This is a genomic window from Methylobacterium sp. 2A (assembly GCF_009806555.1).
Classification (GTDB): Bacteria; Pseudomonadota; Alphaproteobacteria; order Rhizobiales; family Beijerinckiaceae; genus Methylobacterium.
In genome coordinates, this window is record NZ_VUOK01000003.1 from 592,089 (window position 1) to 616,723 (window position 24,635).

Annotated in this window: 22 protein-coding genes; 17 read left to right on the forward strand and 5 right to left on the reverse strand. The window is 69.9% G+C overall.

The window, feature by feature from the left end:
• Positions 1-102: 102 nt before the first annotated feature.
• From FVE89_RS02930 to FVE89_RS02955, 6 genes are all read left to right on the forward strand, one after another.
• Complete coding sequence (locus tag FVE89_RS02930; protein WP_160532608.1) at positions 103-1,236, forward strand: aromatic ring-hydroxylating dioxygenase subunit alpha; 1,134 nt, start codon at positions 103-105, stop codon at positions 1,234-1,236.
• A gap of 558 nt (positions 1,237-1,794) precedes the next feature.
• Entirely contained in the window at positions 1,795-2,031 is a 237-nt protein-coding gene (locus tag FVE89_RS02935; protein WP_160532609.1) for a hypothetical protein, read from the forward strand.
• 61 nt (positions 2,032-2,092) lie between these two features.
• Positions 2,093-3,154: an MBL fold metallo-hydrolase gene (locus tag FVE89_RS02940; protein WP_160532610.1), complete on the forward strand. Its 1,062-nt coding sequence runs from the start codon at positions 2,093-2,095 to the stop codon at positions 3,152-3,154.
• A 146-nt stretch (positions 3,155-3,300) separates the two neighbouring features.
• Positions 3,301-4,920, forward strand: coding sequence for an ABC transporter substrate-binding protein (locus tag FVE89_RS02945; protein WP_160532611.1), 1,620 nt, complete (start codon positions 3,301-3,303; stop codon positions 4,918-4,920).
• A gap of 98 nt (positions 4,921-5,018) precedes the next feature.
• Positions 5,019-5,261, forward strand: a complete 243-nt coding sequence (locus FVE89_RS02950) for a hypothetical protein (protein ID WP_160532612.1) — start codon at positions 5,019-5,021, stop codon at positions 5,259-5,261.
• 185 nt (positions 5,262-5,446) lie between these two features.
• Positions 5,447-5,860 carry an EF-hand domain-containing protein gene (locus FVE89_RS02955; RefSeq protein WP_160532695.1) on the forward strand — a complete coding sequence of 138 codons (414 nt, stop codon included), beginning with the start codon at positions 5,447-5,449 and terminating at the stop codon, positions 5,858-5,860.
• A gap of 194 nt (positions 5,861-6,054) precedes the next feature.
• On the opposite strand, the gene FVE89_RS02960 is transcribed toward FVE89_RS02955, so the two are convergent.
• Positions 6,055-6,222 (reverse strand): DUF2061 domain-containing protein, encoded by a 168-nt coding sequence (locus FVE89_RS02960; RefSeq protein ID WP_342389806.1) that lies wholly within the window; start codon positions 6,220-6,222, stop codon positions 6,055-6,057.
• Positions 6,223-6,529: 307 nt separating this feature from the next.
• Between FVE89_RS02960 and FVE89_RS02965 the strand changes: the two genes are divergently transcribed.
• Entirely contained in the window at positions 6,530-6,799 is a 270-nt protein-coding gene (locus tag FVE89_RS02965) for a hypothetical protein (protein ID WP_160532614.1), read from the forward strand.
• A 17-nt stretch (positions 6,800-6,816) separates the two neighbouring features.
• On the opposite strand, the gene FVE89_RS02970 is transcribed toward FVE89_RS02965, so the two are convergent.
• Complete coding sequence (locus tag FVE89_RS02970) at positions 6,817-7,182, reverse strand: hypothetical protein (RefSeq protein WP_160532615.1); 366 nt, start codon at positions 7,180-7,182, stop codon at positions 6,817-6,819.
• Between the two features lie 62 nt (positions 7,183-7,244).
• Here FVE89_RS02970 and FVE89_RS02975 point away from each other — a divergent pair, with 62 nt between their 5' ends.
• Entirely contained in the window at positions 7,245-7,673 is a 429-nt protein-coding gene (locus FVE89_RS02975; RefSeq protein ID WP_160532616.1) for a DUF1810 domain-containing protein, read from the forward strand.
• Positions 7,674-7,677: 4 nt separating this feature from the next.
• On the opposite strand, the gene FVE89_RS02980 is transcribed toward FVE89_RS02975, so the two are convergent.
• Together FVE89_RS02980 and FVE89_RS02985 are read right to left on the reverse strand one after the other, a co-directional pair.
• Positions 7,678-10,140, reverse strand: a complete 2,463-nt coding sequence (locus tag FVE89_RS02980; RefSeq protein WP_160532617.1) for a PBP1A family penicillin-binding protein — start codon at positions 10,138-10,140, stop codon at positions 7,678-7,680.
• Between the two features lie 106 nt (positions 10,141-10,246).
• Positions 10,247-10,900: an HdeD family acid-resistance protein gene (locus FVE89_RS02985; protein WP_160532618.1), complete on the reverse strand. Its 654-nt coding sequence runs from the start codon at positions 10,898-10,900 to the stop codon at positions 10,247-10,249.
• A 192-nt stretch (positions 10,901-11,092) separates the two neighbouring features.
• Here FVE89_RS02985 and FVE89_RS02990 point away from each other — a divergent pair, with 192 nt between their 5' ends.
• Both FVE89_RS02990 and FVE89_RS02995 read left to right on the forward strand, forming a co-directional pair.
• Positions 11,093-12,361: an HlyD family secretion protein gene (locus tag FVE89_RS02990; protein ID WP_160532619.1), complete on the forward strand. Its 1,269-nt coding sequence runs from the start codon at positions 11,093-11,095 to the stop codon at positions 12,359-12,361.
• A 5-nt stretch (positions 12,362-12,366) separates the two neighbouring features.
• Complete coding sequence (locus FVE89_RS02995; RefSeq protein WP_202130514.1) at positions 12,367-14,025, forward strand: DHA2 family efflux MFS transporter permease subunit; 1,659 nt, start codon at positions 12,367-12,369, stop codon at positions 14,023-14,025.
• Between the two features lie 13 nt (positions 14,026-14,038).
• On the opposite strand, the gene FVE89_RS03000 is transcribed toward FVE89_RS02995, so the two are convergent.
• Entirely contained in the window at positions 14,039-15,349 is a 1,311-nt protein-coding gene (locus FVE89_RS03000; protein ID WP_160532621.1) for a transglycosylase SLT domain-containing protein, read from the reverse strand.
• A gap of 437 nt (positions 15,350-15,786) precedes the next feature.
• Here FVE89_RS03000 and FVE89_RS03005 point away from each other — a divergent pair, with 437 nt between their 5' ends.
• The 7 genes from FVE89_RS03005 to FVE89_RS03035 all read left to right on the forward strand — a co-directional run bounded on the left by FVE89_RS03005 (position 15,787) and on the right by FVE89_RS03035 (position 24,473).
• Positions 15,787-16,977 (forward strand): inositol-3-phosphate synthase, encoded by a 1,191-nt coding sequence (locus tag FVE89_RS03005; RefSeq protein ID WP_160532622.1) that lies wholly within the window; start codon positions 15,787-15,789, stop codon positions 16,975-16,977.
• Positions 16,978-17,183: 206 nt separating this feature from the next.
• Positions 17,184-18,113: a hypothetical protein gene (locus FVE89_RS03010; RefSeq protein WP_160532623.1), complete on the forward strand. Its 930-nt coding sequence runs from the start codon at positions 17,184-17,186 to the stop codon at positions 18,111-18,113.
• 62 nt (positions 18,114-18,175) lie between these two features.
• Complete coding sequence (locus tag FVE89_RS03015; protein WP_160532624.1) at positions 18,176-19,357, forward strand: methyltransferase domain-containing protein; 1,182 nt, start codon at positions 18,176-18,178, stop codon at positions 19,355-19,357.
• A complete protein-coding gene (locus tag FVE89_RS03020; RefSeq protein ID WP_160532625.1) occupies positions 19,357-20,352 on the forward strand; it encodes a Gfo/Idh/MocA family oxidoreductase in 996 nt (331 codons plus the stop codon). Before FVE89_RS03015 ends, FVE89_RS03020 begins: the two co-directional genes overlap by 1 nt.
• A gap of 218 nt (positions 20,353-20,570) precedes the next feature.
• The gene (locus FVE89_RS03025; RefSeq protein ID WP_160532626.1) at positions 20,571-22,172 is read left to right on the forward strand and encodes a YcaO-like family protein; all 1,602 of its coding nucleotides are present in this window, start codon (positions 20,571-20,573) and stop codon (positions 22,170-22,172) included.
• Positions 22,169-23,041: a sugar phosphate isomerase/epimerase family protein gene (locus FVE89_RS03030; protein ID WP_160532627.1), complete on the forward strand. Its 873-nt coding sequence runs from the start codon at positions 22,169-22,171 to the stop codon at positions 23,039-23,041. The genes FVE89_RS03025 and FVE89_RS03030 overlap by 4 nt, the downstream gene beginning before the upstream one ends.
• A 193-nt stretch (positions 23,042-23,234) precedes the next feature.
• Positions 23,235-24,473 (forward strand): glycosyltransferase family 4 protein, encoded by a 1,239-nt coding sequence (locus FVE89_RS03035; protein ID WP_160532628.1) that lies wholly within the window; start codon positions 23,235-23,237, stop codon positions 24,471-24,473.
• The last annotated feature ends 162 nt before the right edge of the window (positions 24,474-24,635 follow it).

Genomic DNA, 24,635 nt, shown 5'->3' on the forward strand with positions numbered 1-24,635 from the left:
GGTGAAGCGAAGGTAGGGGGCCGGAGGCGGCTTGTGAAGCCCCGCGCCTGCGCCCGTTTGTCCTCCCCGGCTCCGCGCTTTGCCGACCCGGCCGCCGGGCGTATGACGGGCACCCCGCCGCCAGCCCGAACCGCCGTGAACGCGCCCTTCACCAACCCGCCGCGCCCCGCCGACGAGGCCGCCCTCGATCCCGGCGCCATGCGCCAGCCGCTCGGGAATGCGTGGTACTGCGTCGGCCAGTCGCGAAGCCTCGGCAGGGCCGGCAGCAAGACGGGCCTGCGCGCCGTGGAGCTGAACGGCGAGCAGATCGTGCTCGGCCGCGCCCCGGACGGAACCCCCTTCGCCCTGCGCGACCGGTGCCCCCATCGCGGCATGGCCCTGTCGAAGGGCCGGTTCGACGGCGACACCCTGATGTGCCCGTTCCACGGCTGGCGCTTCGGCACGGACGGGCGCTGCCGCGACGTGCCGACCCTCTCGGAGCACGACGCCGCCGATTTCTCCCGCATCCAGGTCCAGCGCTTTCCCATCCGCGAGAGCGCCGGCTTTCTCTGGGTGAACCCCCATACCGGACCGGCCGGCGGCGATGTCCCCGCGCTGCCGGAGCTCGATTTCACGCCCGCCGGATCCCTGGTGGTGGAACTCGTGGTCGAGGCGTCCTTCGATCTCACCACCCTGAGCCTCGTGGATCCCGGGCACGTCGCCTTCGTCCACGATACGTGGTGGTTCCGGCCCTCGAAGCAGCTCCGCGAGAAGGTGAAGACCTTCCAGCCGGTGCCCCACGGCTTCGTCATGACGAGCCACGCCACAACGACGAGTTCCCCGGTCTACCGGCTGCTCGGCGGCGTGCCGGAGGTCGAGATCGAGTTTCGCCTGCCGGGAAGCCGCCTGGAGCGGATCCACGCGGGCGAGAAGCGGGTGGCGAATTACACCTTTGCGACGCCGCTCACGCCGGACCGGACGCTGCTCACCAACGCCCTCTACTGGAACATGCCGGCGCTGAACCTGCTCAAGCCGGTCGCCCGGCCGCTGATGCGGCAGTTCCTGACCCAGGACCAGCAGGTCCTCCAGCACGCGCAGGACGGCCTCGACCGCAAGCCCACCATGGTGCTGTTCGGCCAGGGCGATCTGCCGTCGCAATGGTATTTCCGCCTGAAGCGCGAGGCGCTGGAATCATCGCGCGACGGGCGCCCGTTCGCGAACCCGCTGGAGCGGCGGGAATTGCGCTGGCGCTCCTGACGGCGAACCAGCCGTAGCAGGCGTGTCGATCGCGATCCGCACACATCTCCGGCGGACCTCGACGGTGGCGGCAGAGCGCGACAGGCCCGGTCTCCCGAGCCGGACAGGGTTGGGGTGAGGGACGAGAAGGGGCTGGATCGAGCGCGCCATTGAAGCGCGTCCAGGTCGCGCCTCGTTCGGACAGACCTGATCCCTCTCGCTGTCCCTGTCCCGCGCGGACTTGCGGATTCACACGTCTCCGCCGGACACCAAAGGGTTGAAAATCAAGCGTGTTTTCCTTCCCCGTTGCGGCTGCGGCGTTCACATATCCCTCTTGGAGAGGCGACGCTGGCTCATGCGCCCCACTCGGCAACCGCACGATGATACCAAATCCGAAGGGTGAATCCGTAAGCCCGCAGAGGGGAGGAGGTAACGCGCGGAAACGGATCGATCCCGCACAGGCCCCGACGGGGGATCAAGCCAGCGGAGAAACTGATCGATCCGCAAATTAAGTTCCTATTAACCATGACGAGAGCAATTATCCCACCGCAGTACCTCTTTCCGAGACACTTGGCGCCGATGCCTCGCTTCTTCATCGATCTTCACGACGGCTCGCAGCCGATCCGCGACGAGGTCGGCTTCGATCTGCCGGATCTTCCGGCCGCCCGCGTCAAGGTCACCCGGATCATGTCGGCGATCGCCCGCGACATGCTGCCGGATGTCGAGCGCCAGGATTATGTCGCCTGCGTGCGCGACGGTGTCGGCAAGATCGTCTACCGGGCGCGGCTGTCGCTGGCCGCCGAGGCGGTGGACTGAGGCTCGCCGCCGCAAGGCCGGGGAGCTTGACCGGCGCGCGCCACCCGCCATCTCCGGGAGCATGAAACGGCGCAGCCTGCTTACGGTCGCGAGCGCGGCCACGGTGATGACACTCGGCGGCGTCGGCTATGCCGCCCACCGGCGCGGCCGGAACCCCTATTATCGCGGCCCCGTCTCGGATCACTTCGACGGGTTGCGCTTCTTCCGGCCGGATCAGGCGACCGACAAGTCCCTGCCCGACGTGCTCCGCTGGCAGGCCAAGCGCGAGCGGGAGCCCTGGCCCAAGAGCTTCCCGAGCCCCTTCCCGGCGGACCACCCGCCCGAGCGCGTCGGGGGCCTGCGGGTCGTGCTGATCGGGCATGCGAGCTATCTCGTGCAGGTCGCCGGCCGCAACATCCTGATCGACCCGGTCTTCGCCAAGCGCGCGAGCCCGGTCCGCGTCGCGGGGCCGAAGCGCGTCAACCCGCCGGGCCTCGCCTTCGCCGACCTGCCGCCGATCGACGCGGTGCTGATCACCCACAACCACTACGATCATCTCGACGGGCCGGCCGTCGCGCGGATCTGGCAGGCGCACCAGCCGCTGATCGTGGCGCCGCTCGGCAACGACACGATCCTGCGCGGCTACGACGACACCATGCATGTCGAGGCCCGCGACTGGGGTGAGTCGGTCGATCTCGGCGACGGCCTGCAGGTCCACCTGACCCCGGCCAATCACTGGTCGGCCCGGGGCATCCGCGACCGGCGGATGGCCCTGTGGTGCGCCTTCGTGATCACCTCGCCCCGGGGCGTGCATTACCACGTGGGCGACACGGGCTTCGGCGACGGGTCGCTGTTCCGGGATATCCGGGCCCGATTCGGACCGCCCCGGCTGGCGACCCTGCCGATCGGCGCCTACGAGCCACGCTGGTTCATGCGCGCGCAGCATGTCGATCCCGCCGAGGCGGTGCAGGCCTTCCGTCTCCTCGGCGCCGAACAAGCGCTCGGCCACCATTGGGGCACGTTCCAGCTGACCGACGAGGGGATCGAACGTCCCGCCGAGGCGCTGAATGCGGCGCTCGGGGCGGCCGGCCTCCCGCCGGAGCGGTTTTTGGCCCTCAGACCCGGGCAGGTCTGGCAGGCCTGAGTGCGGCCCGACCGGCTGCCGCCCGATTGGGCATGATGCGTGCATGATACTGTATGCAGCATGGGGTCGCGGCGCGGAGAACGCCGCCGCGCCTGGAGAGCGGGCGCCGCTCCATGCGGCGCATCCGCTTCCAGCCGAGAGACACGATGGACCTGATCAAGCCGACACGCCGCTCGCTCATGGTCGGGGGCGCGGCGCTGGCCGCGTTCGGGGCACCCGGCCGGGCCGGCGCGCAGGGCGCATCGCCGGGCAGCCTGACCTACGGCATCTCGATGACCGACCTGCCGCTCACCACCGGCCAGCCCGACCGGGGCGCGGGCGGCTACCAGTTCACCGGACTCACCCTCTACGACCCGCTGGTCGCCTGGGAACTCGATATCGCCGACCGGCCCGGCAAGATGGTCCCCGGCCTCGCCACGTCCTGGGAGGCCGACAAGGCCGACCCGAAGCTCTGGACCTTCCACCTGCGCGAGGGCGTGACGTTCCATGACGGCTCGACCTTCGACGCCGACGCGGTGATCTGGAACTTCGACAAGGTGCTCAACAAGGAGGCACCGCATTTCGACCAGCGGCAGGCCGCGCAGGTCCGCCCGCGCCTGCCCGGCGTCGCGAGCTACAAGAAGCTCGATGCCAGGACCGTCCAGGTGACCACCAAGACGCCCGACAGCCTGTTCCCGTACCAGATGCTCTGGTTCCTGATCTCCTCGCCGGCGCAGTACGAGAAGGTCGGCCGCGACTGGGCGAAGTTCGCCTTCGAGCCGTCGGGCACCGGGCCGTTCCGCATGGGCCAGCTGGTCCCGCGGGTCCGCCTCGAACTGCTGCCGAATGTCGGCTACTGGAACCCCAGGCGGGTGCCGAAGCTCGCCAAGCTGACGCTCACCTGCGTGCCCGAGGATCTCGCCCGGGTGAACGCGCTCCTCTCCGGAAATGTCGACCTGATCGAGGCACCGGCACCCGACGCCGTGCCGCGCCTGAAGGCCGCCGGCATGCGCGTCGTCGGCAACGACACGCCGCATGTCTGGAACTACCACCTCTCGATGCTGGAGGGCTCGCCCTGGCGGGATCTGCGCCTGCGCAAGGCCGCCAACCTCGCGATCGACCGGGCCGGCGTCGTCGAGCTGATGGGCGGGCTGGCGCAGCCGGCCGTTGGGCAGGTCCAGCAATCGAGCCCGTGGTTCGGCAAGCCGAGCTTCCAGATCAAGACCGACGTCGAGGCCGCGCGCAAGCTCGTGGAGGAGGCGGGGTTCTCGACCAAGAACCCGGTCAAGGCTACGGTCCTGATCCCGACCGGCGGCACCGGGCAGATGCTGTCGCTGCCGATCAACGAGTACGTGCAGCAGAGCTGGGCGGAGGTTGGTATCCAGGTCGAGTTCAAGACGGTGGAGCTTGAGGTCGCCTACACCGCCTGGCGCCAGGGGGCGGCGGATCCGAGCCTCAAGGGGATCAGCGCCAGCAATATCGCCTACGTCACCTCGGACCCGTTCTACGCGATCCTGCGCTTCTACGATTCGAAGCAGATCGCCCCGAACGGGGTGAACTGGAGCCACTACCGCAATCCCGAGGTCGACGCCCTCTGCGACAAGGTGAAGGCGAGCTTCGATGTCGAGGAGCAGAATAAGCTGCTCGCGCGCATTCACGAGATCGTCGTCGACGATGCGGTGCAGGTCTGGGTGGTGCACGACACCAATCCGCATGCGCTCTCGTCGCGGGTGAAGAATTATGTGCAGGCTCAGCACTGGTTCCAGGATCTGGCGACGTTGGCCTGATCGCGATCGAGAGCCGGGATGGCGCGGGAAGAATCGGGTCTGTCGGGGAACGATCCGCACGAAGACCGGTCGGGTATCCAACGCACGGAGGGAATCCCATGAAGATCCCGCGTGCCGGCGCCGTCCTGGCCGCCTCCTTCGCGAGCCTCGTTCCCGCAGCGGCGCAGCGCATCGATCTCGGGCCCGATGGTTCCATTGTGGACCTGCGCCCCCGCGCCCGCAGTGAGCGGGATTTCCGGCGCGAGGCGTATCGCCGCGATCGCGTCTACGCGGAGGATCGCCTCTCTCGGCGCCAGCGGTACGACGATCAATCGATCGTCCGCCGCGATGACGGGTATTGATTCGGTCCGCCGACAAAGGACTGACGATTGTTCAGGACTAGAGGGGCCGGCATCCGCCGGCCCCTTTCCACATGGGCGATGCTGTTGAGCCCTTCCGAACGACCGTGATCCGCCGATTTCGCACTTGCAGCAAAGCGAATCGCCAACTAGGAAGATCGCGCATCATGTTTCGGGAGAATTTGGCAATGACCCTTCGTGTTCTCAGTGGCTTCGCCGTGGTTGCGCTCGCCGTGTCCAGCCTGTCGGTTCCGGCCGCGCTGGCGAAGCCCATGAGCGGTGCGAGCGCCGTCAAGATGATCGACACCGACAATGACGGCACGGTGGACATGAAGGAAGTCGAGGCGGTCGCCTCCGCGACCTTCGATCGTCTCGAGAAGGATGCCGACGGTACCCTCGACGCCCGCGAGCTGAAGGGCCGTCTCAGCGCGGCCGGCGTCAAGCAGGCCGATCCGGACAGCGACGGCACCCTCGACAAGAAGGAATATCTCGCCGCGGTCGCCGAGCGCTTCAAACTGGCCGACCCGGACAGCGACGGCACGCTGGACGCCAAGGAGCTGAACTCCAAGGCCGGCAAGGCGCTGCTCGCCCTGATCAAGTAAGCAGAGCGGGCAACCCGTCTGGTTGCCGAGGATCGAGGCCCCCGTGGACCTGTCCACGGGGGTTTTCGTTTCGAGGCCGGGCTATCGGCTGGTGGCTCGCGCATTTCGGTCGCGGAGCGGGGCGAACGCTTCCGCGTCTCTCCCGCTCCCCGCAGAGGCGGGAAGAGAGGGGCGCGGCAGGTCAGGATCGTCCTTCAGGCCCGCCCCAGCGATACCAGCGCCCAACCCCGCTCGTGCAGGTAATACAGCACCGTCTTGGTCACGGTCTCGGTCGACGCGATGGAGCCGGCGATCAGGACGTTCCCCGTGAACAGGTAGGACAGCACCAGCGTGTCGAGGCTGCCGACGAGCCGCCAGCTCACCGCTTTGGCGATCGAGCGCAGGCGTGTCTCCCCTCGGCGTTCAGCCTGACCCTGTCGGGCCGTACTGTCCCGTGTCGGTGAACCATCCGCCGCCATGTCGCCCCCTGCGCGTCCGTCAGGAAGCAAACGCGCGAAGGCAGCCCCTGTTTTGTCCCGTTCGCGACAGGAGGTCCGGCCCGCGCGGATGACGATGGCGCGAGGCCGGCGGGGTGATCGCCAGATCGTGTGGCGGCCTTCAACATGAGTGAATGCGACGCTTCGTGAATCACCCGAAAAGCTCTGTCGGTGAGGCAGGAGGGTACGAGCGATGCACGAGCCTTCGATTCGGGAGCCGGCGGCTTGCCCGCCCGATTTCTGGAACACGGTGGCCGGGACGGTGACCGCCAGGGTCGAACCGGTGATCGGACGGGGCGAGAAGCAGCGCAGTCCCGTGATCGACTACCTGCGCGATCTGGAGGCCTTGGCCCGGCGTCAGTGCAGCAGCCGCGATACGGTCCAGATCATCGCCTCGGGGCGGCGACTGCTCGGCGACCGCAGCGAGATCGGCCCCTCGGACGGTCCCTTCGCGCGCAGCTGATGGCCGCTCCCGGATCGCTACCGGGAAGCCCCGCCGGCCCGTTCCGTCCGGGAGCGAAGCCACCAGATCGCCCCCGCGACCGCCCAGGCCGCGCAGGTCGGCGCCACCCATTGCTGAAGGTTCGGCAGGGACCAGCCGTACAGGAACTCGGCGCCGAGATGCGCCTGAACGGCATCCCAGCCCGCATGCTTGATGTCGTGCTCGCGCTGCCCGGCCTCCCGGCCATAATAGTAGGTCGAGACGAGGAGCGCGGCGGTGCCCTCCGGCCGCGGCGTGCGCAGCAGGGTCAGGGCAACCGCCATGCCGGCGGTCTCGAGGATGGCCGTCAGGGCGTGACTGGTCGCGGGATTCGCGACCATGAAGGCGACGAGCGTGCCGAACATGGGCGGCGCTTACACCAGGGCGGCCGGCGCGTCACGGAGCGCGACCGGAGCGGAGGGCGGTGATGGCGGATACCTACGATCTCAGCCGCTTCGTCGAGGCGCAGGCGGGTGTCCATGCGCGGGCCCTGGCGGAGCTGGAAGCAGGCGAGAAGCGCAGCCATTGGATGTGGTTCATCTTCCCGCAGATCGCCGGCCTCGGCTCAAGCCCGATGGCGCAGCGTTACGCGATCGGCTCCCTGGACGAGGCCCGGGCCTATCTCGGCCATCCGACGCTCGGGGAACGCCTGCGGGCCTGCACGGCGGCGGTGAACCGGGTGTCGGGCCGCTCGGCGCACGCGATCTTCGGCTCCCCGGACGACGTGAAGTTCCGCTCCAGCATGACGCTGTTCGCCGCCGCCGCGCCCGACGAGCCGCTCTTCGCCGAGGCGCTGACACGGTATTTCAACGGCGAACCGGATCCGAAGACCCTGGCCAAGCTCGGGAACGGCTGAGCCTTCAGCGACCCCAGAGGCCGACCCGCTCGGCGCGCGCCTGTTCCTCGGCGCCGAGCAGATCCGGCGGCGCGTCCTCCGTGGCGCGGGCGCCGCCGGCCGCCAGGATCAGCCCGGCGAGGTCGTCGCCTTCGATCTGGCAGCGGGCGGTGGCGCCGTCCGAGAGCCCGGTGCAGACCACCTCCCGCCGCCGCAGATAGCTCGCGAGCTGGCGGGCGAGGTGGCCGCGCTCGCCCTCGACGCCGAGCAGATGCACGACGCGTCCGCGCAGAGTGAGGGTCCCGGTATCGATCACCTCCGGCACGCCGCGCAGCTCTCCGACGGCGGCCGGGACTGCAGCGGGCGCCGCCGCCCGGACCGGCTCCGCCCGCTCGGCCGAGGGGCGCGGCTTACCCCTGGCCAGCTTCTCCGCCGCCCGCTGGACGAAGTCGTGGAAGATGCCGGCCGGCATCTCGCCGCCGAACATCCGGTTCATCGGGCTGTCGTCGTCGTTGCCGACCCAGATTCCGACCACGAGATCCGGCGTCATGCCGACGAACCACGCGTCGCGGAAATCCTGGCTCGTGCCGGTCTTGCCGCCGATGATCTGGCCCGGCACCCGCGCAGCCTTGCCGGTGCCGGATTCCACGACCGCCTGGAGCGAGTCGAGCATCATGGTGCGCGGGGCCTCAGCGAGGCCCGGCCCGGGGGCGGGGTCGGTCTGGACGTAGAGCGGCTGCGGCGCCGAGCCGCGGATCGCCTGGATGGCGTAGGCCTGGAGGGGCGTGCGGCCCGCCAGGACCGAGCCGTAGGCCCGGGTCATCTCCAGGAGGCTCACGGCACCGGAGCCGAGCACGAGGCTCGGCACGTTCGGCAGATCGGACTGGATGCCGAGCTTGCGCGCGGTGGCGATCACCGCCGGGATGCCGACCTCCTGGCCGAGCTGCGCCGCCACCGTGTTGATCGAGAGCGCGAAGGCGGTCCGCAGCGGCACCGATCCGCGGTAGCGCCCGTCATCGTTCTCCGGCTCCCAGTCTCCGATCTGCACGGGCCGGTCGACCATGACGGAATCCGGCGTGTAGCCCTGCTCGTAGGCGGTCAGATAGACCAGGAGCTTGAACAGGGAGCCCGGCTGGCGCCTGGCCTGGACGGCGCGGTTGAACTGGCTGTCCTCGTAGTCGCGCCCGCCCACCATGGCGAGGATCGCGCCCTCCTTCGAGAGCACCACCATGGCGGCCTGTCCGACCTTGCGGCGGCGCCCGTCCTTGTCGAGGCGCCGGGCGACGACGCCCTCGGCGAGGCTCTGGAGATCGAGGTTCAGGGTCGAGCGGACGGTGAGGTCGCCGTCCTTGCCGGCGAGCCGCTTCACGTCGCCCGCGATCATGTCGAGGAAGTAATTGGTGCCGGGCGGCGCCTCGGGCGGCGTCTTCAGGGTCACGCTCTGCCGGCGCGCGGCGTCGGCCTCGGCTTGCGTGATCGCGCCGGTCTCCACCATGGCCTGGAGCACGACGTCGGCCCGCTCCTTGGCGCCGCCGAGGTTGCGCGTGGGCGCGAGCGTCGAGGGTGCGCGCACCAGCCCGGCCAGCATGGCGGATTCGGGCAGGTTCAGCGCCTTGGCGGGCTTGCCGAAATAGCGCCGTGCCGCCGCGTCGGCCCCGTAGGCCCCGGCGCCGAAATAGGCGGTGTCGAGGTAGCCGAGCAGGATCTCGTCCTTGCTCATGGTCGATTCGAGCCGCAGCGCCAGGATCGCCTCCTGGACCTTGCGCCAGAGCGTCTTCTCCTGATTGAGGGAGGTCAGGCGGGCATATTGCTGCGTGATCGTCGAGCCGCCCTCGCGCACGCCGCCGCCCAGGGCGTTGCGCCACGCGGCGCGGGCGAGGCCGCGCAGGTCGATGCCCCAGTGGCTGTAGAAGCGCCGGTCCTCGATCGCCACGATCGCCTGCGCGAGGTGGGGCGGCAGGTCGGCCGCGGTGAGCTTCTGGCCGCGGAAACTGCCGCGGGTGGCGAAGACCCGGCCGTCATCGGCCTCCACGGTGATCGCCCGCTGACCGCTCTCGACCACGGCTCCGCCGAGCGGCGGCAGGGTCAGGAGGGCGGCGAGCAGGAAGACGCCCAGCGCCAGGATCGGCAGCAGGATCGCGGCCCCGGCGGCGAGGAGGAGAGGCCGCCGGCGCAGACGCGCAAGGAGCGGCGACGCGGCGCGGGCCTGCGGCGAAACCACGGCCGGTCTCGCAGGTACGGATTCCGGTCGGAGGCGGCGCCGCTCCAACAGGCTGCGTGATCGCGCCGTCACGGCGCGTCCCGCCCGAGCAAGCGCCAGGACGCCGGCGACGATCAGCGCCCACAGGCTGCGGGTCAGGTCGCCGGCGGCGCGCCGTGCCTCCCGGGCGGCCGAGCGGGGATCGGGAGCGCCGGGATCCCGCCCGGTCTTCCGGCTTGACGGTGCCGACCCGTCGGCCGGGGCGCTCTCCGGCGCATCGGGCATCATCGCATGGGCATCCCAGGGCCGGTCATTCCGGCCGCAGGCCCGTTCTAAGCCGCATCGTGACTGGTGTCCTTCCGGCGCCGCGACGCAGATCGATCACCGGACAGGCTCACCGTCCGACCGGCGTCGGCGACGGCCCGGCGGCGCCATGCCGATTGCGGAGCTGGAACGCCAGGATCAGCAGCAGCACGCCGAAGGCGAAGCTGTAGCCGCCGATCCACCATGTCAGCACCAAAGCCGATATGCCCGGATTGATGATCAGCGCGATCCCGAACAGGATCGACACGGCGCCGCCGAGGATCAGCCACCAGCGCCCGTAATGGAGATGCAGGCGGAACGCGGCGGCGATCATCAGGCCGCCGGTCACCAGAGCCCAGGCGGCGAGCAGGAGCACGAAGGCCCAGACGGCCGCCGCCGGCACCAGCGCCGCGGCGACCGCCACGACGATGTCGACGATCCCCTCCAGGAGCAGGAAGCCCCAGCGCTCGTGGCGCTGCGCGGCCCGGATCGCGCCGAGGATGGCGAAGACGCCGTCGGTCAACGTATAGGCGGCGAAAAACAGGACGAGGGAGAGCACGAAGGCGCCCGGTGCGATGAAGGCGAGGGCGCCGAACAGGATCGCGACGACGCCGCGCAGGGCGACGAGCCACCAGTTGCGGGCGAGCGCCGCGCTCATGGCATCGAGGCGGGCGACACCCACCAGCGGAACGCCGCCGGGGGAGGTTCCTGTCGGGCCGCTTTGCGGTGTGACGCTGCTGGTCATGGCAAGACTCCGGAACACAGCCGTGAACGGCAAAGGTTTCGGGCGCAGAACGCCGCATTGCGGTAACCGTTCCTGGGGGCGGTTGATCCCTGATGGAACCTTGCGGCCATAGCGGGCTTTTGCAGGGCGAGGCGGGCGATGTGCAGCGCCCGGTCGCCGTCAGGTGACCGGCCCATCGGGCGGCGACTTCCCATGTTTGACGATCAGCGGCAGGCCCCCGAAGCCGACGCGCGCGCGCGGCCGGCCGAGGGCCGGACCGGAACCGGCGACCACGACGCGCCGGATCGCGATGTCCTGAATCTCGGCCGGCCCGAAACGGCACGCAAGCCCGGCTCGGAGGACGAGGACCCCTCTGCCCAGGCCGACGGCAAGACCGACGGCGACGCGGCCCAGGCCGAGGAGGAAGACGAGGCCGAGGGCGGCCAGTCCCGCCCCAACATCCTGCGGCGGCATCCGTGGGCCTTCCTGCTCGGGGGCCTCGCGGTCATTGCCCTCGGCGTCGGGATCTTCTTCTACTGGCTGCTCTACATGCATCCATACGAGAATACCGACGACGCCTTCGTCGATGCCCGGAGCATCTCGATCCAGCCGAAGGTCGGCGGCTACCTCGTCGATGTGCCGGTGACCGACAACCAGCATGTCGAGGCCGGGCAGATCCTGTTCCAGATCTATCAGCGCGACTACGAGATCGCCCTCGATCAGGCCCAGGCGCAGGTCGAGGCCGATCAGGCCGCGATCAAGAACATCGATGCCCAGATCCAGGCGCAGAATGCCAATATCGACGTGTCGAAGGCGCAGGTCGCCACCGCCGAGGCGGCGCTGAAATTCGCGCAAGAGGACGCGGCCCGCTACAAGGACCTCGCCGAGCGCGGCTCGGGCTCGATCCAGCAATCGCAGTCGGCGACCTCGACGCTCCAGCAGCGTCAGGCCTCGCTCCAGAGCGCCAATGCCAGCGTCGTCGCGGCGCAGAAGCAGATCGGCTCGCTGGAGGCCCAGAAGGCCTCGACCCAGGCACAGCTCGCCCGCGACAAGGCCCAGGTCGAGCAGGCGCAGTTGAACCTCGGCTACACCACGATCCGGTCGGTCCAACCCGGGCGGGTCGTGCGGCTCACCGGCGGCATCGGCCAGCTCGCCCAGGCCGGCCAGACCCTCTCGACCTTCGTGCCCGACGACATCTGGGTCACGGCGAACTTCAAGGAGACGCAGATCAACGACATGCGGCCGGGCCAGCCGGTCGATATCGAGATCGATGCCTATCCCGGCCGCAAGATCCACGGCACCGTGGCCTCGGTTCAGCCGGGCTCCGGGACGGCCTTCAGCCTGCTGCCGGCGCAGAACGCCACCGGCAATTACGTGAAGGTGACGCAGCGCATCCCGGTCAAGATCGTGGTCAAGGACTGGCCGACGGATGTCTCGATCGGCCCGGGCATGTCGATCGTCCCGACCGTCAAGGTTCGGTGAGCGCGATGGCCGGAAGAGCCTCCTCCGGCAAGGCGCCCGGCAAGGCGCCCGGCAAGGCGCCCGGCAAGGCGCCCGGCAAGGCGCCCGGAAAGGCGCCGGGCGGCCACAATCCCTGGCTGATCGCGGGCGTCGTGGCGCTCGCGACCTTCATGGAGGTGCTCGACACCACCATCGCCAATGTGGCGCTCCGCTACATCTCGGGCGGCCTCGCGGTGGGTCCTGACGAGGCCGCCTGGGTGGTCACCAGCTACCTCGTGGCCAACGCGATCACGCTCACGGCGTCGAGCTTCCTGGCCAAGCGCTACGGCCGCAAGGCGTTCTTCATGTGGTCGGTGGCGCTGTTCACGATCTCGTCGATCCTGTGCGGCTTCGCCTGGAGCCTGGAATCGCTCCTGTTCTTCCGGGTGCTGCAGGGGCTCGGCGGCGGCGGCATGGCGCCGCTGGCGCAGTCGATCCTGGCCGATTCCTTCCCGCCGGAGAAGCGCGGCCAGGCCTTCGCGCTCTACGGCGTCGCCATCGTGGTCGCGCCGGTGATCGGCCCGACGCTCGGCGGCTGGCTGTCCGACAACGCCTCCTGGCACTGGTGCTTCCTGATCAACGGCCCCGTGGGCGTGATCGCGCTGGGGCTGATGTACTGGCTGATCGAGGACAGCGAGGCGGCCAAGAAGGAGCGGCGCGCCCTGGTGCGCAAGGGCATCCGCTTCGACATCGTGGGCTTCCTGCTGGTCGCCCTGTTCCTCGGCTCGCTGGAGGTGATCCTCGACGAGGGCCAGCGGAAGGACTGGTTCGGCACCTCGACGCTCATGAACGTCTCCGGCGTGCTGATGGTGGTCTCGTTCGTCGCCATGATCCCGTGGCTCCTGAACAAGGACAATCCGGCGGTCGACCTGCGGCTCATCGGCAACCGCCAGTTCGGATCCTGCTTCGTGGTGATGATGTTCACCGGCGCGATCCTGATCGCGACCACGCAGTTCATCCCGCAGATCACGCAGGATTATTACGGCTACACCGCCACCCTGTCAGGCCTCGTGCTCGGTCCCGGCGGCATCGTCACGGTGGTGATGATGTTCCTCACGGGACGCGCATCGGCCTACGTCCAGCCGAAATGGCTGATCGCCACCGGCATGATGATCGTGGCGCTCGGGATGTACGATCTGACGCGGCTCAACGGCACCACGACCTTCGCGTTCTTCGCGTGGTCGCGCGTCTATATCGGCCTGGGTTTGCCGATGGTGTTCCTGTCGATCACCTCGGCCTCCTACGAGGGGATCCGCAAGGACCAGACCGATCAGGCCTCGGCGCTGATCAATGTCGCCCGCAACGTCGGCGGCTCGATGGGCGTCTCGCTCGCCCAGAACATCCTGGCGTACCGGAGCCAGTTCCATCAGAGCCGGCTGGTCGAGAGCATCAATCCGGGCCAGCCCGCCTATCAGGAGACGATGCGGCAGGCGACGCAGTACTTCTCCGAGCACGGCTATGTCGGCGTCGAGGCGCAGAACCAGGCGACCGCCTGGATCGGCAGCGTACTCAGCACGGAGGTCGCCTACTGGGCCTATATCGACGTGTTCTGGGTGCTCGGCCTGGTCGCGGCCTGCGCGGTGCCGATCGCGCTCAGCCTGAAGAGCGTCAGGCTCGGCGGCGGAGCACCGGCCGGTGGCCATTGAGGTGAGGCGGCCGTCACACCCCGTCCGGCGGCAGCGCCTCCGTCACCTCGACGCGGCGATTGCCGGCCGTCGAAGCCGCCTCGTCGGTGCTGGCGACATCGGTCTGCCCCTGCGCCTTGTCGAGCGCTTCCGCCACCGCGGTGACGCCCTGGTAGCGGTTGAGCCGCCGGTCGATCATGCCGTCGAGCCGATCGTGCAGCTCCGACACGGTCAGGCTGCGGCGCTTGCCGCCGTCGGCCTCGGTGAACAGGCGACGGTTGGCCCGGGCGGCGCTGCGGAACGCGCGGCCCGCAACCTCGTCGGGCTTCTCGGAGGAGAGCGAGAGGAAGCGCCCGGCGCTCGCCGTGCCGAGGAAATGCGCGAGGTAGAGCTCGGTCTTGGTCAGCGCCCGGCCGACCCGGGCCTCGATCCGCTCACGATCGCGCTTGATCAGCTCCGCGGCCATCAGGGCCGCCACCCGCGGGTCGTTGCGCAGGCCGAGGATCCGCGACCGCATGGGGCCGGCCACCGTGATCGCGGCGCCCCGGCCCTTCACGGCGGCGGCCTCCTCGGCGAGCCCGTAGCGGGCACCGTAATCGCGGATCATTTCGAGCCATGTCCGGGCGACGAACTGGAACAGGCCCTGCGCCGAGGAGGTCGCGGCCTTGGCGTCCGTGTCGAAGCTCGATTCCTTGTCGGCCAAAGCCATCATGTAGACGGGATCGACGCCCGCTTCGTCGGAGGCCTTCACGATCGTGTCGACCACCTTGCGCGGCACGGTGCGCTCGCCGAACCGCACGGCGTCCTCGCCCTGCGCCTGCGTCACCCGCGGCAGGGCGGCGAGGTCGTCCTGGATCAGCGCCGTCGTCGCCGGCTCCTGCTCCGGCACGGGCAGGCCGTTCCACCGGAGCGCGGCGTCGGCCGATGCGCCCTGTTGCGCGTCCTGCGGCAGATCCTGATCGAGCGTCGAGCGCAGGGCCATATCCCGGCCCGACGGCTCCGGCACCGCGGTCTCCTGCATCTGCGTTCGAGCCGTGAGGGCCTGGGCCGCGCGCGGGCTGGTGTCGACCCGGTCGTGGGCCTGGGCGGTGGGGGCGAAATAGGCGGGCGCGAAGGCGGCCTGCGGCAATCCGAACCCGGCGACGAGTCCGAGCGCCACCGTACCGGTGACTTTCCCGGTGACTTGGCGCAGCCGGTTCCGGTGCATCGGGCGGGAAGACCGGCGCCCCATCTTGCGGCCGGCCCGCGGCAGCCACGCCACGGCTTCATCCTCGAAACGGCTCGCGTCGGGCACGAGTCGGCTCACGTCGTCGGCGCGACGCGCCGGCTCCGGGAAAACCCCCATCCTCAATCCTCTTCAGATCGGTCCTTGCGTCGGCCCGGCGTCTGGCGGCCGGGCTCTCTTGAGCGGCGGCCGTATCGGCGCCGGCCGTGACCAGAATGGGACGACCCCGTGATCCAAGCGTGGCACGGTCAACGAAGGGTTAACCGTGCCCGTTAGGCGGGCCTTAAGGACGCGGATCGCGGCGGACCGTGCCGCGCGCGCTTCAGATCCGATACAATCGGAGACGGCGCCAACGTCTTGTTTTGACAAGTCCTCTCGCGCCGGAAGGCGCGTCTTCATCCGTGAAGCGCATGTCCTGACGGGGCAAAGTTGTCGCATTCGGCTTGGAACGCCGGAGCACTGAGCCAGTTAGGTACGGCCCCGGGCGGGCGAACTTTCCGTCCCAGGACGGACCCTTCAAGACGCCACCCGCGTCCGCAAAAGGACATCAGTTTCCAATGAGCATGCAGTCCGGTCGCCGCGTCGGTGTCGCGTTCGTTGGCATGGGTGGCGCCGTCGCCACCACCGCCATCGCCGGCATCGAGATGATCAAATCCGGCTCGAACCGGCTCGACGGGCTGCCGCTCGCCGGCCTCTCCGTGGCGGGCATGGCCGATTACAAGGATTTGGTCTTCGGCGGCTGGGACCTGAACGGCGACGACCTCGCCACCGCGGCGAGCGGCCACGGCGTGCTGTCGAAGGACGATATCGAGGACGGTGCCGAGGCGCTGAAGGGCATCACGCCCTGGCCGGCGGTGGGCAGCGCCAAGTTCTGCAAGAACATCGACGGCCGGAACCGCATCGTCGCCAAGGACCACCGCGAGGCGGTGTCGGTCATCGCCAACGACCTGCGGCGCTTCCAGAAGGAGAGCAACCTCGACGATGTGGTCGTGGTGAACCTCGCCTCGACCGAGCGCTGGCCCGACCTCAACGACCCGACCCTGAACTCCACCGCCGCCTTCGAGAAGGGGCTGGATTCGAGCGACGAGGCGATCTCGCCCGCGATGCTCTACGCCTATGCGGCGATCAAGAGCGGCATCCCCTACGCCAACTTCACCCCGAGCGTGGCGGCCGACGTGCCGGCGCTCCTCGACCTCGCCAAGGAGCTGAACGTCCCGGTGGCCGGCAAGGACGGCAAGACCGGCCAGACCATGATGAAGACGGTGCTGGCCCCCGCCTTCAAGGCGCGCGCGCTCCACGTCGACGGCTGGTTCTCGACCAACATCCTGGGCAACCGCGACGGCTTGGCCCTGAACGACCCGAACTCGCTCCAGTCGAAGCTCAACACCAAGGGCACGGTGCTCGACTCGATCCTCGGCTACCCGGTCGAGGACCACCTCGTGCACATCCACTATTACCGCCCGCGCGGCGACGACAAGGAAGCGTGGGACAACATCGACGTCACCGGCTTCATGGGCCAGCGGATGCAGGTGAAGGTGAACTTCCTCTGCAAGGACTCGATCCTGGCGGCGCCGCTCGTCATCGAGATCGCCCGCGTGCTCGACCTCGCCCACAAGCGCGGCGACGGCGGCGTGCAGGAGCAGCTCTCGACCTTCTTCAAGGCGCCGATGGTCAAGAACGGCCACGGGCCGGAGCACGCCTTCGGCAAGCAGGAGCAGATGCTGCGGGACTGGCTCGGCGTGCATTGAACGTTCGCAGGCCTTCTCTCCTCCCCCTTGCGGGGAGGAGCCGGAGGTGGGGGTGGTCCAGGTGGCACCGGGACGCTCCATCCTGAACCACCCCCACCCCTGACCTCTTCCCGCAAGGGGGAGGGGATTCGCGGTTTAGTTTCCGAGGGTCGGCGGTTTGGGCATGTGCCCCCACGCGAACCGCTCCCTGCGGACCGAAAGAAACGATGTCCAGCGAGATCTATCCGCTCCAACCCGGCGCCGCCGCGCCCGAGGCGTTGCGCGACCTTCTGGTCGAGATGAACGACCTCAAGCGCGTGCGCTCTGCGGGCCGCACGGGATCGATCGCCGAGCGCCTGTTCGCGCAAGCGTGGGGGCTCCTGACCGGCGGCGCCGCGCCCGACGATGTCGCCCTCGACATCACGGCAACGACTCTCGCGGCCACGCGCCTGTGCGACCTCGACGCAGCCTTCCTGACCGCCGCCGGCCTCTCGGACGATGCGGCCTCCGCGGTGCTGATCGCGGGCTTCGACGCCGTGACCGGCGAACTCGATCCCGCGCTCAGGGCTCGCCTGCGGGCTCGGCTCGCTCCGCGTCCACCGGCCGAGCTTGGACCGTTGCCCGCCTTCGTCGCCGCCCTGGCACAGCAGCCGCGGGCCGGCGTGACCTGTCCCGGCCGTGCCCGCATCCTGCTCGAACCGCCGGAGAACCACGCCGAGCATTGCCTGATGGTGGCGGTCTACGGCGTGTGCCTCAGCCCGTTCTACCGGGCGGATCCCGGCACCGTGTTCCTGGCCGCCATGGCCCACCACGTCCACAACGCTGCCATGCCGGATGCCGGCTTCACCGGCGAGATGCTGCTCGGCGACCATCTCGGGCCGATCATGGCCGCCACCACTGCCTGGGCGCTCGCCGAACTCGCCGAGCCGTTGCGCGGCCAGGTCGAGCGCGCCCGCGCGGTGCTGCCGGACGACGCCACCGGGGAGGGCCGCGCCTTCCACGCGGCGGACTGCATCGACCGGGTGCTCCAGATCGCCCAGCACCTGCGCGGCGCCTCGACCACGATGGGGATGGTGCTCGACGAGTGGGAGCTGGTCCATGCCGGCCCGGTGAAGGGGTTCCACGATCGCGTCCTCGCCGACATGCACATCCCTTGATCGCAGATCCCGCCTTGATCGCCGGACCCCGCGGCCCATCTGCCCGGGCGGTCCCGAGAGCCATGATCCCGTTCGAACTCCTCGCGCCGGACACCGGCAACCCGCTGAAGGCCGACGGCCCGCATGCCCTGCGGGACGCCGAGACCGGTGCGCGCTGGCCCGTCATCGACGGGATCCCGTATCTGCGGGTGAACCGCGCGGCGCTGGTCGAGCGGGTGCTGGCTCATCTCGACGCGGGCGAATCCGACGAGGCGCTGGCCGCCCTGCTGGTCGATCAGGACGATTGGTGGAACGGCCCGCCCGCCGACCCGGCCGCGATCATCCGGCTTATCAAGGACCGGCGCACCGCGACCCTGCGCGACGCCGTTCACCGCCTCGGCTGGGGCCGCGTCGGCGATTATTTCCTGCATCGCTGGAGCGATCCGACTTTCCTGGCCGGGCTGTCGCTGCTGGAGGCGCACTGGAACGAGCCGACGTGCGTTTTCGAGTTCGCCTGCGGCATCGGCCACTACCTGCGCGAGCTGCAGCGGCGCGGCTGCAAGGTCGCGGGGGCCGACGTGGTCTTCGCCAAGCTCTGGGTCGCGCGCCACTGGGTCGTGGCCGAGAAGGCGCAGCTCGTCTGCTTCGACGCGGGCTCGCCGCACTGGCCGATCCCGGGGGCGCCGGTCGATCTCGTCGCCTGCAACGACGCCTTCTACTTCCTCGACGACAAGGCGGCCCTTCTGGAAAACCTCCGCCAGAATGCCGGCGATGATGGCTGGCTGGCGCTCAGCCACATCCACAACCGCGATTGCCCGGGCTTCTCGACCGGGCGGGCGGTCACGGCCGAGGAGATCGCCGAGCTGTTTCCCGACGCCCTCGTGTACGACGACGCGGAACTGACCCGGGCGCTCGTCGGGGTCCGCGCGCCGGCGCCGCAGGAGCCCGCGGCCCTGCGGCGCTGCGAGGCCTTCTCGGTGGTGTGCGGGCCCGGGATGCGCCCGGCGCCGCGCGCCCTGGTCGACGGCCTGACGCTGCCGAAGCCCGGCACCGTGCTGCGGCTCAACCCCCTCTATGCACCCGAGGGTGACCGCTACGTCATCCGCTGGCCCTCCGAGCGCTACGAGGCGGAATACGCCCCCCGCGCCACCTATCCGCTGCACTCCCCCGGCCCCGAGCACCTGACCTTCGACGGAAACCCCGACGCCCCGGACACGCAGCGCGTCCGCGTGCGCGAATTCGTCGACCTGCCGGAGCGGTGGTGATGGACGCGGTCGGCTGGGGCATCGTCGGCTACGGCTGGGTCGCCCGCGACTACATGGAGCCCGGGATCCGCGCCGCCGGGCATCGGCTGGTTGCGGTCTGCGATCCCGATCCGACAAGCCGCGCGGCGGCGGAACAGGCGGGCGCCCGCGCGCATGCCGGTCTCGCCGGCCTGATCGCCGAGCCGGAGGTCGAGGCGGTCTACGTGGCGACGCCGAACCACCTGCATCGCGGCGCCGTCGAGGCGCTCGCCGCCGCCGGCAAGGCGATCCTGTGCGAGAAGCCGATGGCGGCGACGCTCGGTGACGCGGAGGCCATGGTCCGCGCGGTGGAGTCGCAAAAAATCTTCTACGGGACGGCCTTCGATCAGCGGCATCACCCGGCCCACCGGATGATCCGCGCGCAGATCGAGGCCGGGCGGCTCGGCACGGTGACGGCGGTGCGGATCGTCTACGCCTGCTGGCTCGGGCGCGACTGGTCGGAGGCGGGCCAGCCGAACTGGCGGATCGACGCCGCCCAGGCCGGCGGCGGCGCCCTGATGGATCTTGCGCCCCACGGGCTCGATCTCGTGGACTTCCTGCTCAGCGAGCCGATCGCCGATCTCGCGGCCCTGACCCAGACCAGGGCGCAGGATTACGCGGTCGATGACGGCGCCCTGCTGATCGGGCGGAGTGCGGGCGGCGCCCTGGCGAGCCTGCACGTCGCCTATAATTGCCCCGACGCGCTGCCCCGCCGCCGCCTGGAGGTGGTCGGCACGAAGGGAATGCTCGTGGCCGAGAACACGATGGGCCAGACGGCCGGAGGGGCGCTGACCTTCATCGACGGTGCCAGCGGACGCGCGGAGCCGCTGGCCTTCGACGCCGACAGCTCGCCCTTCACCGAGCAGGTGCGGGCCTTCGGTTCGGCCCTGCGCCGTCCCGAGGAGCGGGCGGCGTACTCGGCGTCCCGCGACCTTCACACGATGCGGCTCGTCGCCCGCGCCTACGGGCAGGGGTAGCGGGCAGGATATTCGATCACGCAACCGGGTCCTGGCACCTCCCACCCACGCCCTCATCCTGAGGTGCCCGCGCCAGCGGGCCTCGAAGGAGGGCTCCAGGGATCGCAGTGGCCTCTGGAGCCCTCCTTCGAGGCCTCCGCGGCGCTCCGGCACCTCAGGATGAGGGGGATGGATGGGAGAGGGAGCAGGCGACGGTTCGAGGCAGACGGGAACACGACGTGAGCAACGCAGACGCCTTCCACGACCAGGACGACCGCGCCCGTCACGAGCGGATCAAGGCGCCGCGCCCCTACCGCTTCGGCGCCAGGCGGCCGATCGAGGGCCTGCCCGAGACCCTGCCGGATCCGGTCAGGGCCTATCTCGACATCCTGCCCGAGGGGCGCATCGTCGGCTTCCCGCTGGCGCCCCTCGACCGCACCGGCATCCCGGTCTGGTTCGTGGCCCTGTTCCTTGATGACCCGTTCTTCGTCGGCGCGATGCCGTCGGGCATCGGCTACGGCGCCACCGACGACGAGGCGCTGATCGGCGCCGTCGCGGAGATCGCCGAGAACCTGATGCCGTCCCTCGCGGTGCTGCCCCGCGCGAAGGAGCGGGCGAGCTACGCCGATCTCGCCCGCGTCTACGGCGCCCAGTCGGTCGCCGACCCGCTGACCCTGTGCCTGCCCGCCGGCTCGCCGGTCGGCCGCGACACGGTGCTCGAATGGACGCCCGCCATCCGACACGCCACCGGCGAGATCGTCCTGATGCCGCTCGACATCGCGGCGACCGACTATTTCGAGCTGTCGGAGGGCTACAAGCCCTTCACCAACCTGATCACCAACGGCCTCGGCGCCGGGCCGGACGTGCCCTTCGCCCTCGGTCACGGCGTGCTGGAGCTGCTCCAGCGGGACGGCAACGGCCTCCTCTTCCGGGCGCTCGACCAGGGCGTGATGCTCGACCTCGACGGCATCGGCCCGGAGAACGCCGCGATGCTGGCGCGGTTGAAGGATCTCGGTATCCGGGCGCTGCCGAAATTCGCCACCGACCAGTTCGGCCTGACCAATCTCTACGTCGTCGGCTACGATGAGGACCCGGCGCGCACGCCCGCGCCGATCGCGCTGTCGGCCTGCGGCGAGGCCTGCGATCCGGACCGGGAGCGGGCGCTGCGCAAGGCGCTGCTGGAGTTCCAGGCCGCCCGCGTCCGCAAGACCTTCGGGCACGGCCCCCTCGCCATGGCCGCCACGGTGACCCCGCCGGGCTACGTCGACGCGTTCATTCAGAAGGCGTTGCCCAGCCTCGACCTTGAGGAGAGCCGCGCCCTTCAGGCGATGCTCGAATGGATCGAGATGCCGGCCGCCGATCTGCGCGGGGTGCTGGCCGACACCGTCTATTCCGAGCGGAGCACCAAGCGTTTTTCGGAGTTGCCCTCCACGCCGGCCGCCGATGGCCATGCGCGCGGCAAGATCGCCTGCGACCGGCTCACAGAAGCCGGGTTCGACGTGCTCTACATCGACTGCACGCCCCCGGGCGGCGGTGTCGGCGTCGTGAAGGCGATCGTGCCGGGGCTCGAGGTCGAGACCATGAGCTACTACCGGATCGGCGAGCGCAACACGCGAAAACTCCTCGACCGCGACCACCCGCTGATCACGTTCGGCACCGAGAGCGAGACCCTGCGTCCGGTTCGCCTCACGCCGGAGGCCCTGGAACGGTTCGGCGGCCAGCCGCTGTTCGATACCGCCCTGGCCGAGCGGATCGTCGGGCGCCACTATCCGCTCTACCGCGAGCCGGAATCGCACCACGCGCCGTTCCGCCTCGCAGAGCGAAAGGGGAGGGCGGCATGACGCTCCGGTTCGCCTACAACACCAATGGCGCGGCCAACCACCGGCTCGACGACGCGCTCCACCTGATCAAGGCGGCGGGCTACGACGGCGTGGCGCTCACCCTCGACATCCACCATCTCGACCCGTTCTCCGAGACCTGGGCGACGGAAGCCGGCCGGGTGGCGAGCCTCTTGGAGAAGCTGGAACTCGCCTGCGTCATCGAGACCGGCGCCCGCTTCCTCCTCGATCCGTCCGCCAAGCACGAGCCGACGCTGGTGACGGCCGACGCCGCGGGCCGCGCCCGGCGGGTCGGTTTCCTCAAGCGGGCGATCGAGATCGGCGCCATGCTCTCCGCCGAGGCCGTCTCGTTCTGGGCCGGCGTGCCGAAGCCGGGCGTCGACCACGGCGAGGCCCGGCGCTGGCTGGAAGAGGGGCTGCACGAGGTCGCGGCCTTCGCCGCCGAATCCGGGGTCGTGCCCTGCCTGGAGCCCGAGCCCGGCATGCTGATCGAGACGCTCGACGATTACGCCGCCCTCGCCGTGCCGGGGCTGAAACTCGCCCTCGATACCGGCCACTGCCTCGTCACCGGCGAGCGCGAGCCGGCGGCCGCCGTGCGGGAATTCGCCGACCGGATCGGCACCGTGGCGATCGAGGACATGAAGCGCGGCAGCCACATCCACCTGCCCTTCGGCGAGGGCGACATGGACGTGCCCGGGGTTCTGGAAGCCCTGGAGGAGGTCGGCTTCGGCAAGCTGATCTGCGTCGAGCTCTCCCGCGAGAGCCATCGGGCCGACGTGATGATCCCGCAGGCGCTGGACTATCTCCGCAGCTGCCGACGTCCGGGGCCGGTGCTGGCCGGCGAGCAGGAGACGCGGCGGCAATGGCAGTGAGGAGGTGCGCGCTTCTCTCCTCCCCTGGCGACCCCGGGCCTGCCCGGGATCGCTCAAGCTTGCGGGGAGGAGCCGGAGGTGGGGGTGGCGCAGGAGGCCCCGCACCGCTCAATCCTGCACCACCCCCACCCCTATCCCTCCCCGCAAGGGGTAGGGGAGGCCATTCGGCTGACAGTTCGGACCGCAGGCGGATATGAGAATCCTCTTCCTCAGCCGCCGCTACTTCCCGGCGATATCCGGCATGAGCGTCTACGCGCAGAACCTCCTGCGCGAGCTGGTCGAGGCCGGCCACGACGTGACGATGATCTCGCAGTACCGGGGCGATGCCTTCGGCACCCGGGTCTATGGCGGCGGGCCGCCCCCGCCTGTGCCCGGCGTCAAAGTGATCGGCCTGGAACAGCTCGGCGAGCAGACCGCCGGCGATTTCGAGCGCGACATCGCCACGATGGTCGACGCCATCGCCCGGGAGCACGCCCAGAAGCCCTTCGACATCCTGCACGCCCAGTACGGCTATCCGACCGGCTGGGCGGTGCTGCTCGCGGCCAGGAAACTCGGGGTGCCGAGCGTCGTCTCGATCCAGGGCGGCGACGGCCATTGGGTCGGCTCCTGCTGCGAGACGCACCGGGTCGCCATGTGCGAGGTTCTGGCCCACGCCAACGCGCTGCTGATCGGCGGCGCCTCCTTCGTGGACGAGGTCTGCGAGCGGCTGGGATCGGACCCCGCGCGCTTCACCATCGTGCCCGGCGCGGTCGATACCGACCGGTTCGCGCAGGGCACCCGAGACGGGTTGCCGGCGCCTCATGCCGGCCCGGTGCGGCTGTTCTATCACGGCCGGGTCGACCGCCGGAAAGGCGTGCTCGACTTCATCGAGGCCCTGGCGCTCCTGCGCGCGCAGGGCACGCCGTTTGCCGCCACCATCTCGGGGATCGGGCCCGACGTGGACCCGGCCAAGGCGCTCGCCGCGGAGCACGCCTTCTCGGAGCGCGAGATCGCCTTCACGGGCTATGCCGAGTACGGCTCCGTGCCCGACCTCTACCGCCGCGCGGACGTGTTCGTCTCGCCGACCTACGCGGAAGGGTTTTCCAACACGATCCTGGAGGCGCTGGCGGCAGGGCTCGCCACGGTCTCGTGCCACGCGGTCGGCGTCTCGGATTGCCTGCGCGACGGGGAGAACGGGCTGCTGGTCGATCCCGGCGACGTGCCGGCGCTCGCCGCCGCGCTGACCCGGATCATCACGGATGCCGATCTGCGCCGCCGCCTCGCGACGGCCGGCCTGGAGGAGTGCCGGCGGGTCTATTCGTGGCACGCGGTCGGGCGGCAGATCATGGAGATCTACGCGCGGGTGCGCCACGAGAAGCCGGCGACCGATTTCGCGGAGGATCTGCCCTACGATCCGACCTGCCGCTTCCGCGCCGAGCCGCACCTGCTCTGACGGATGCGTTAGGTTCGGGAATTCCAATCCAATCCCTCATCCTGAGGAGCCCGCGCCAGCGGGCCTCGAAGGAGCCCTCCAGAAAGCGCTGCGATCCCTGGAGCCCTCCTTCGAGGCTGCTCCGCAGCACCTCAGGATGAGGGCGAGGATCGGACCTGTCGA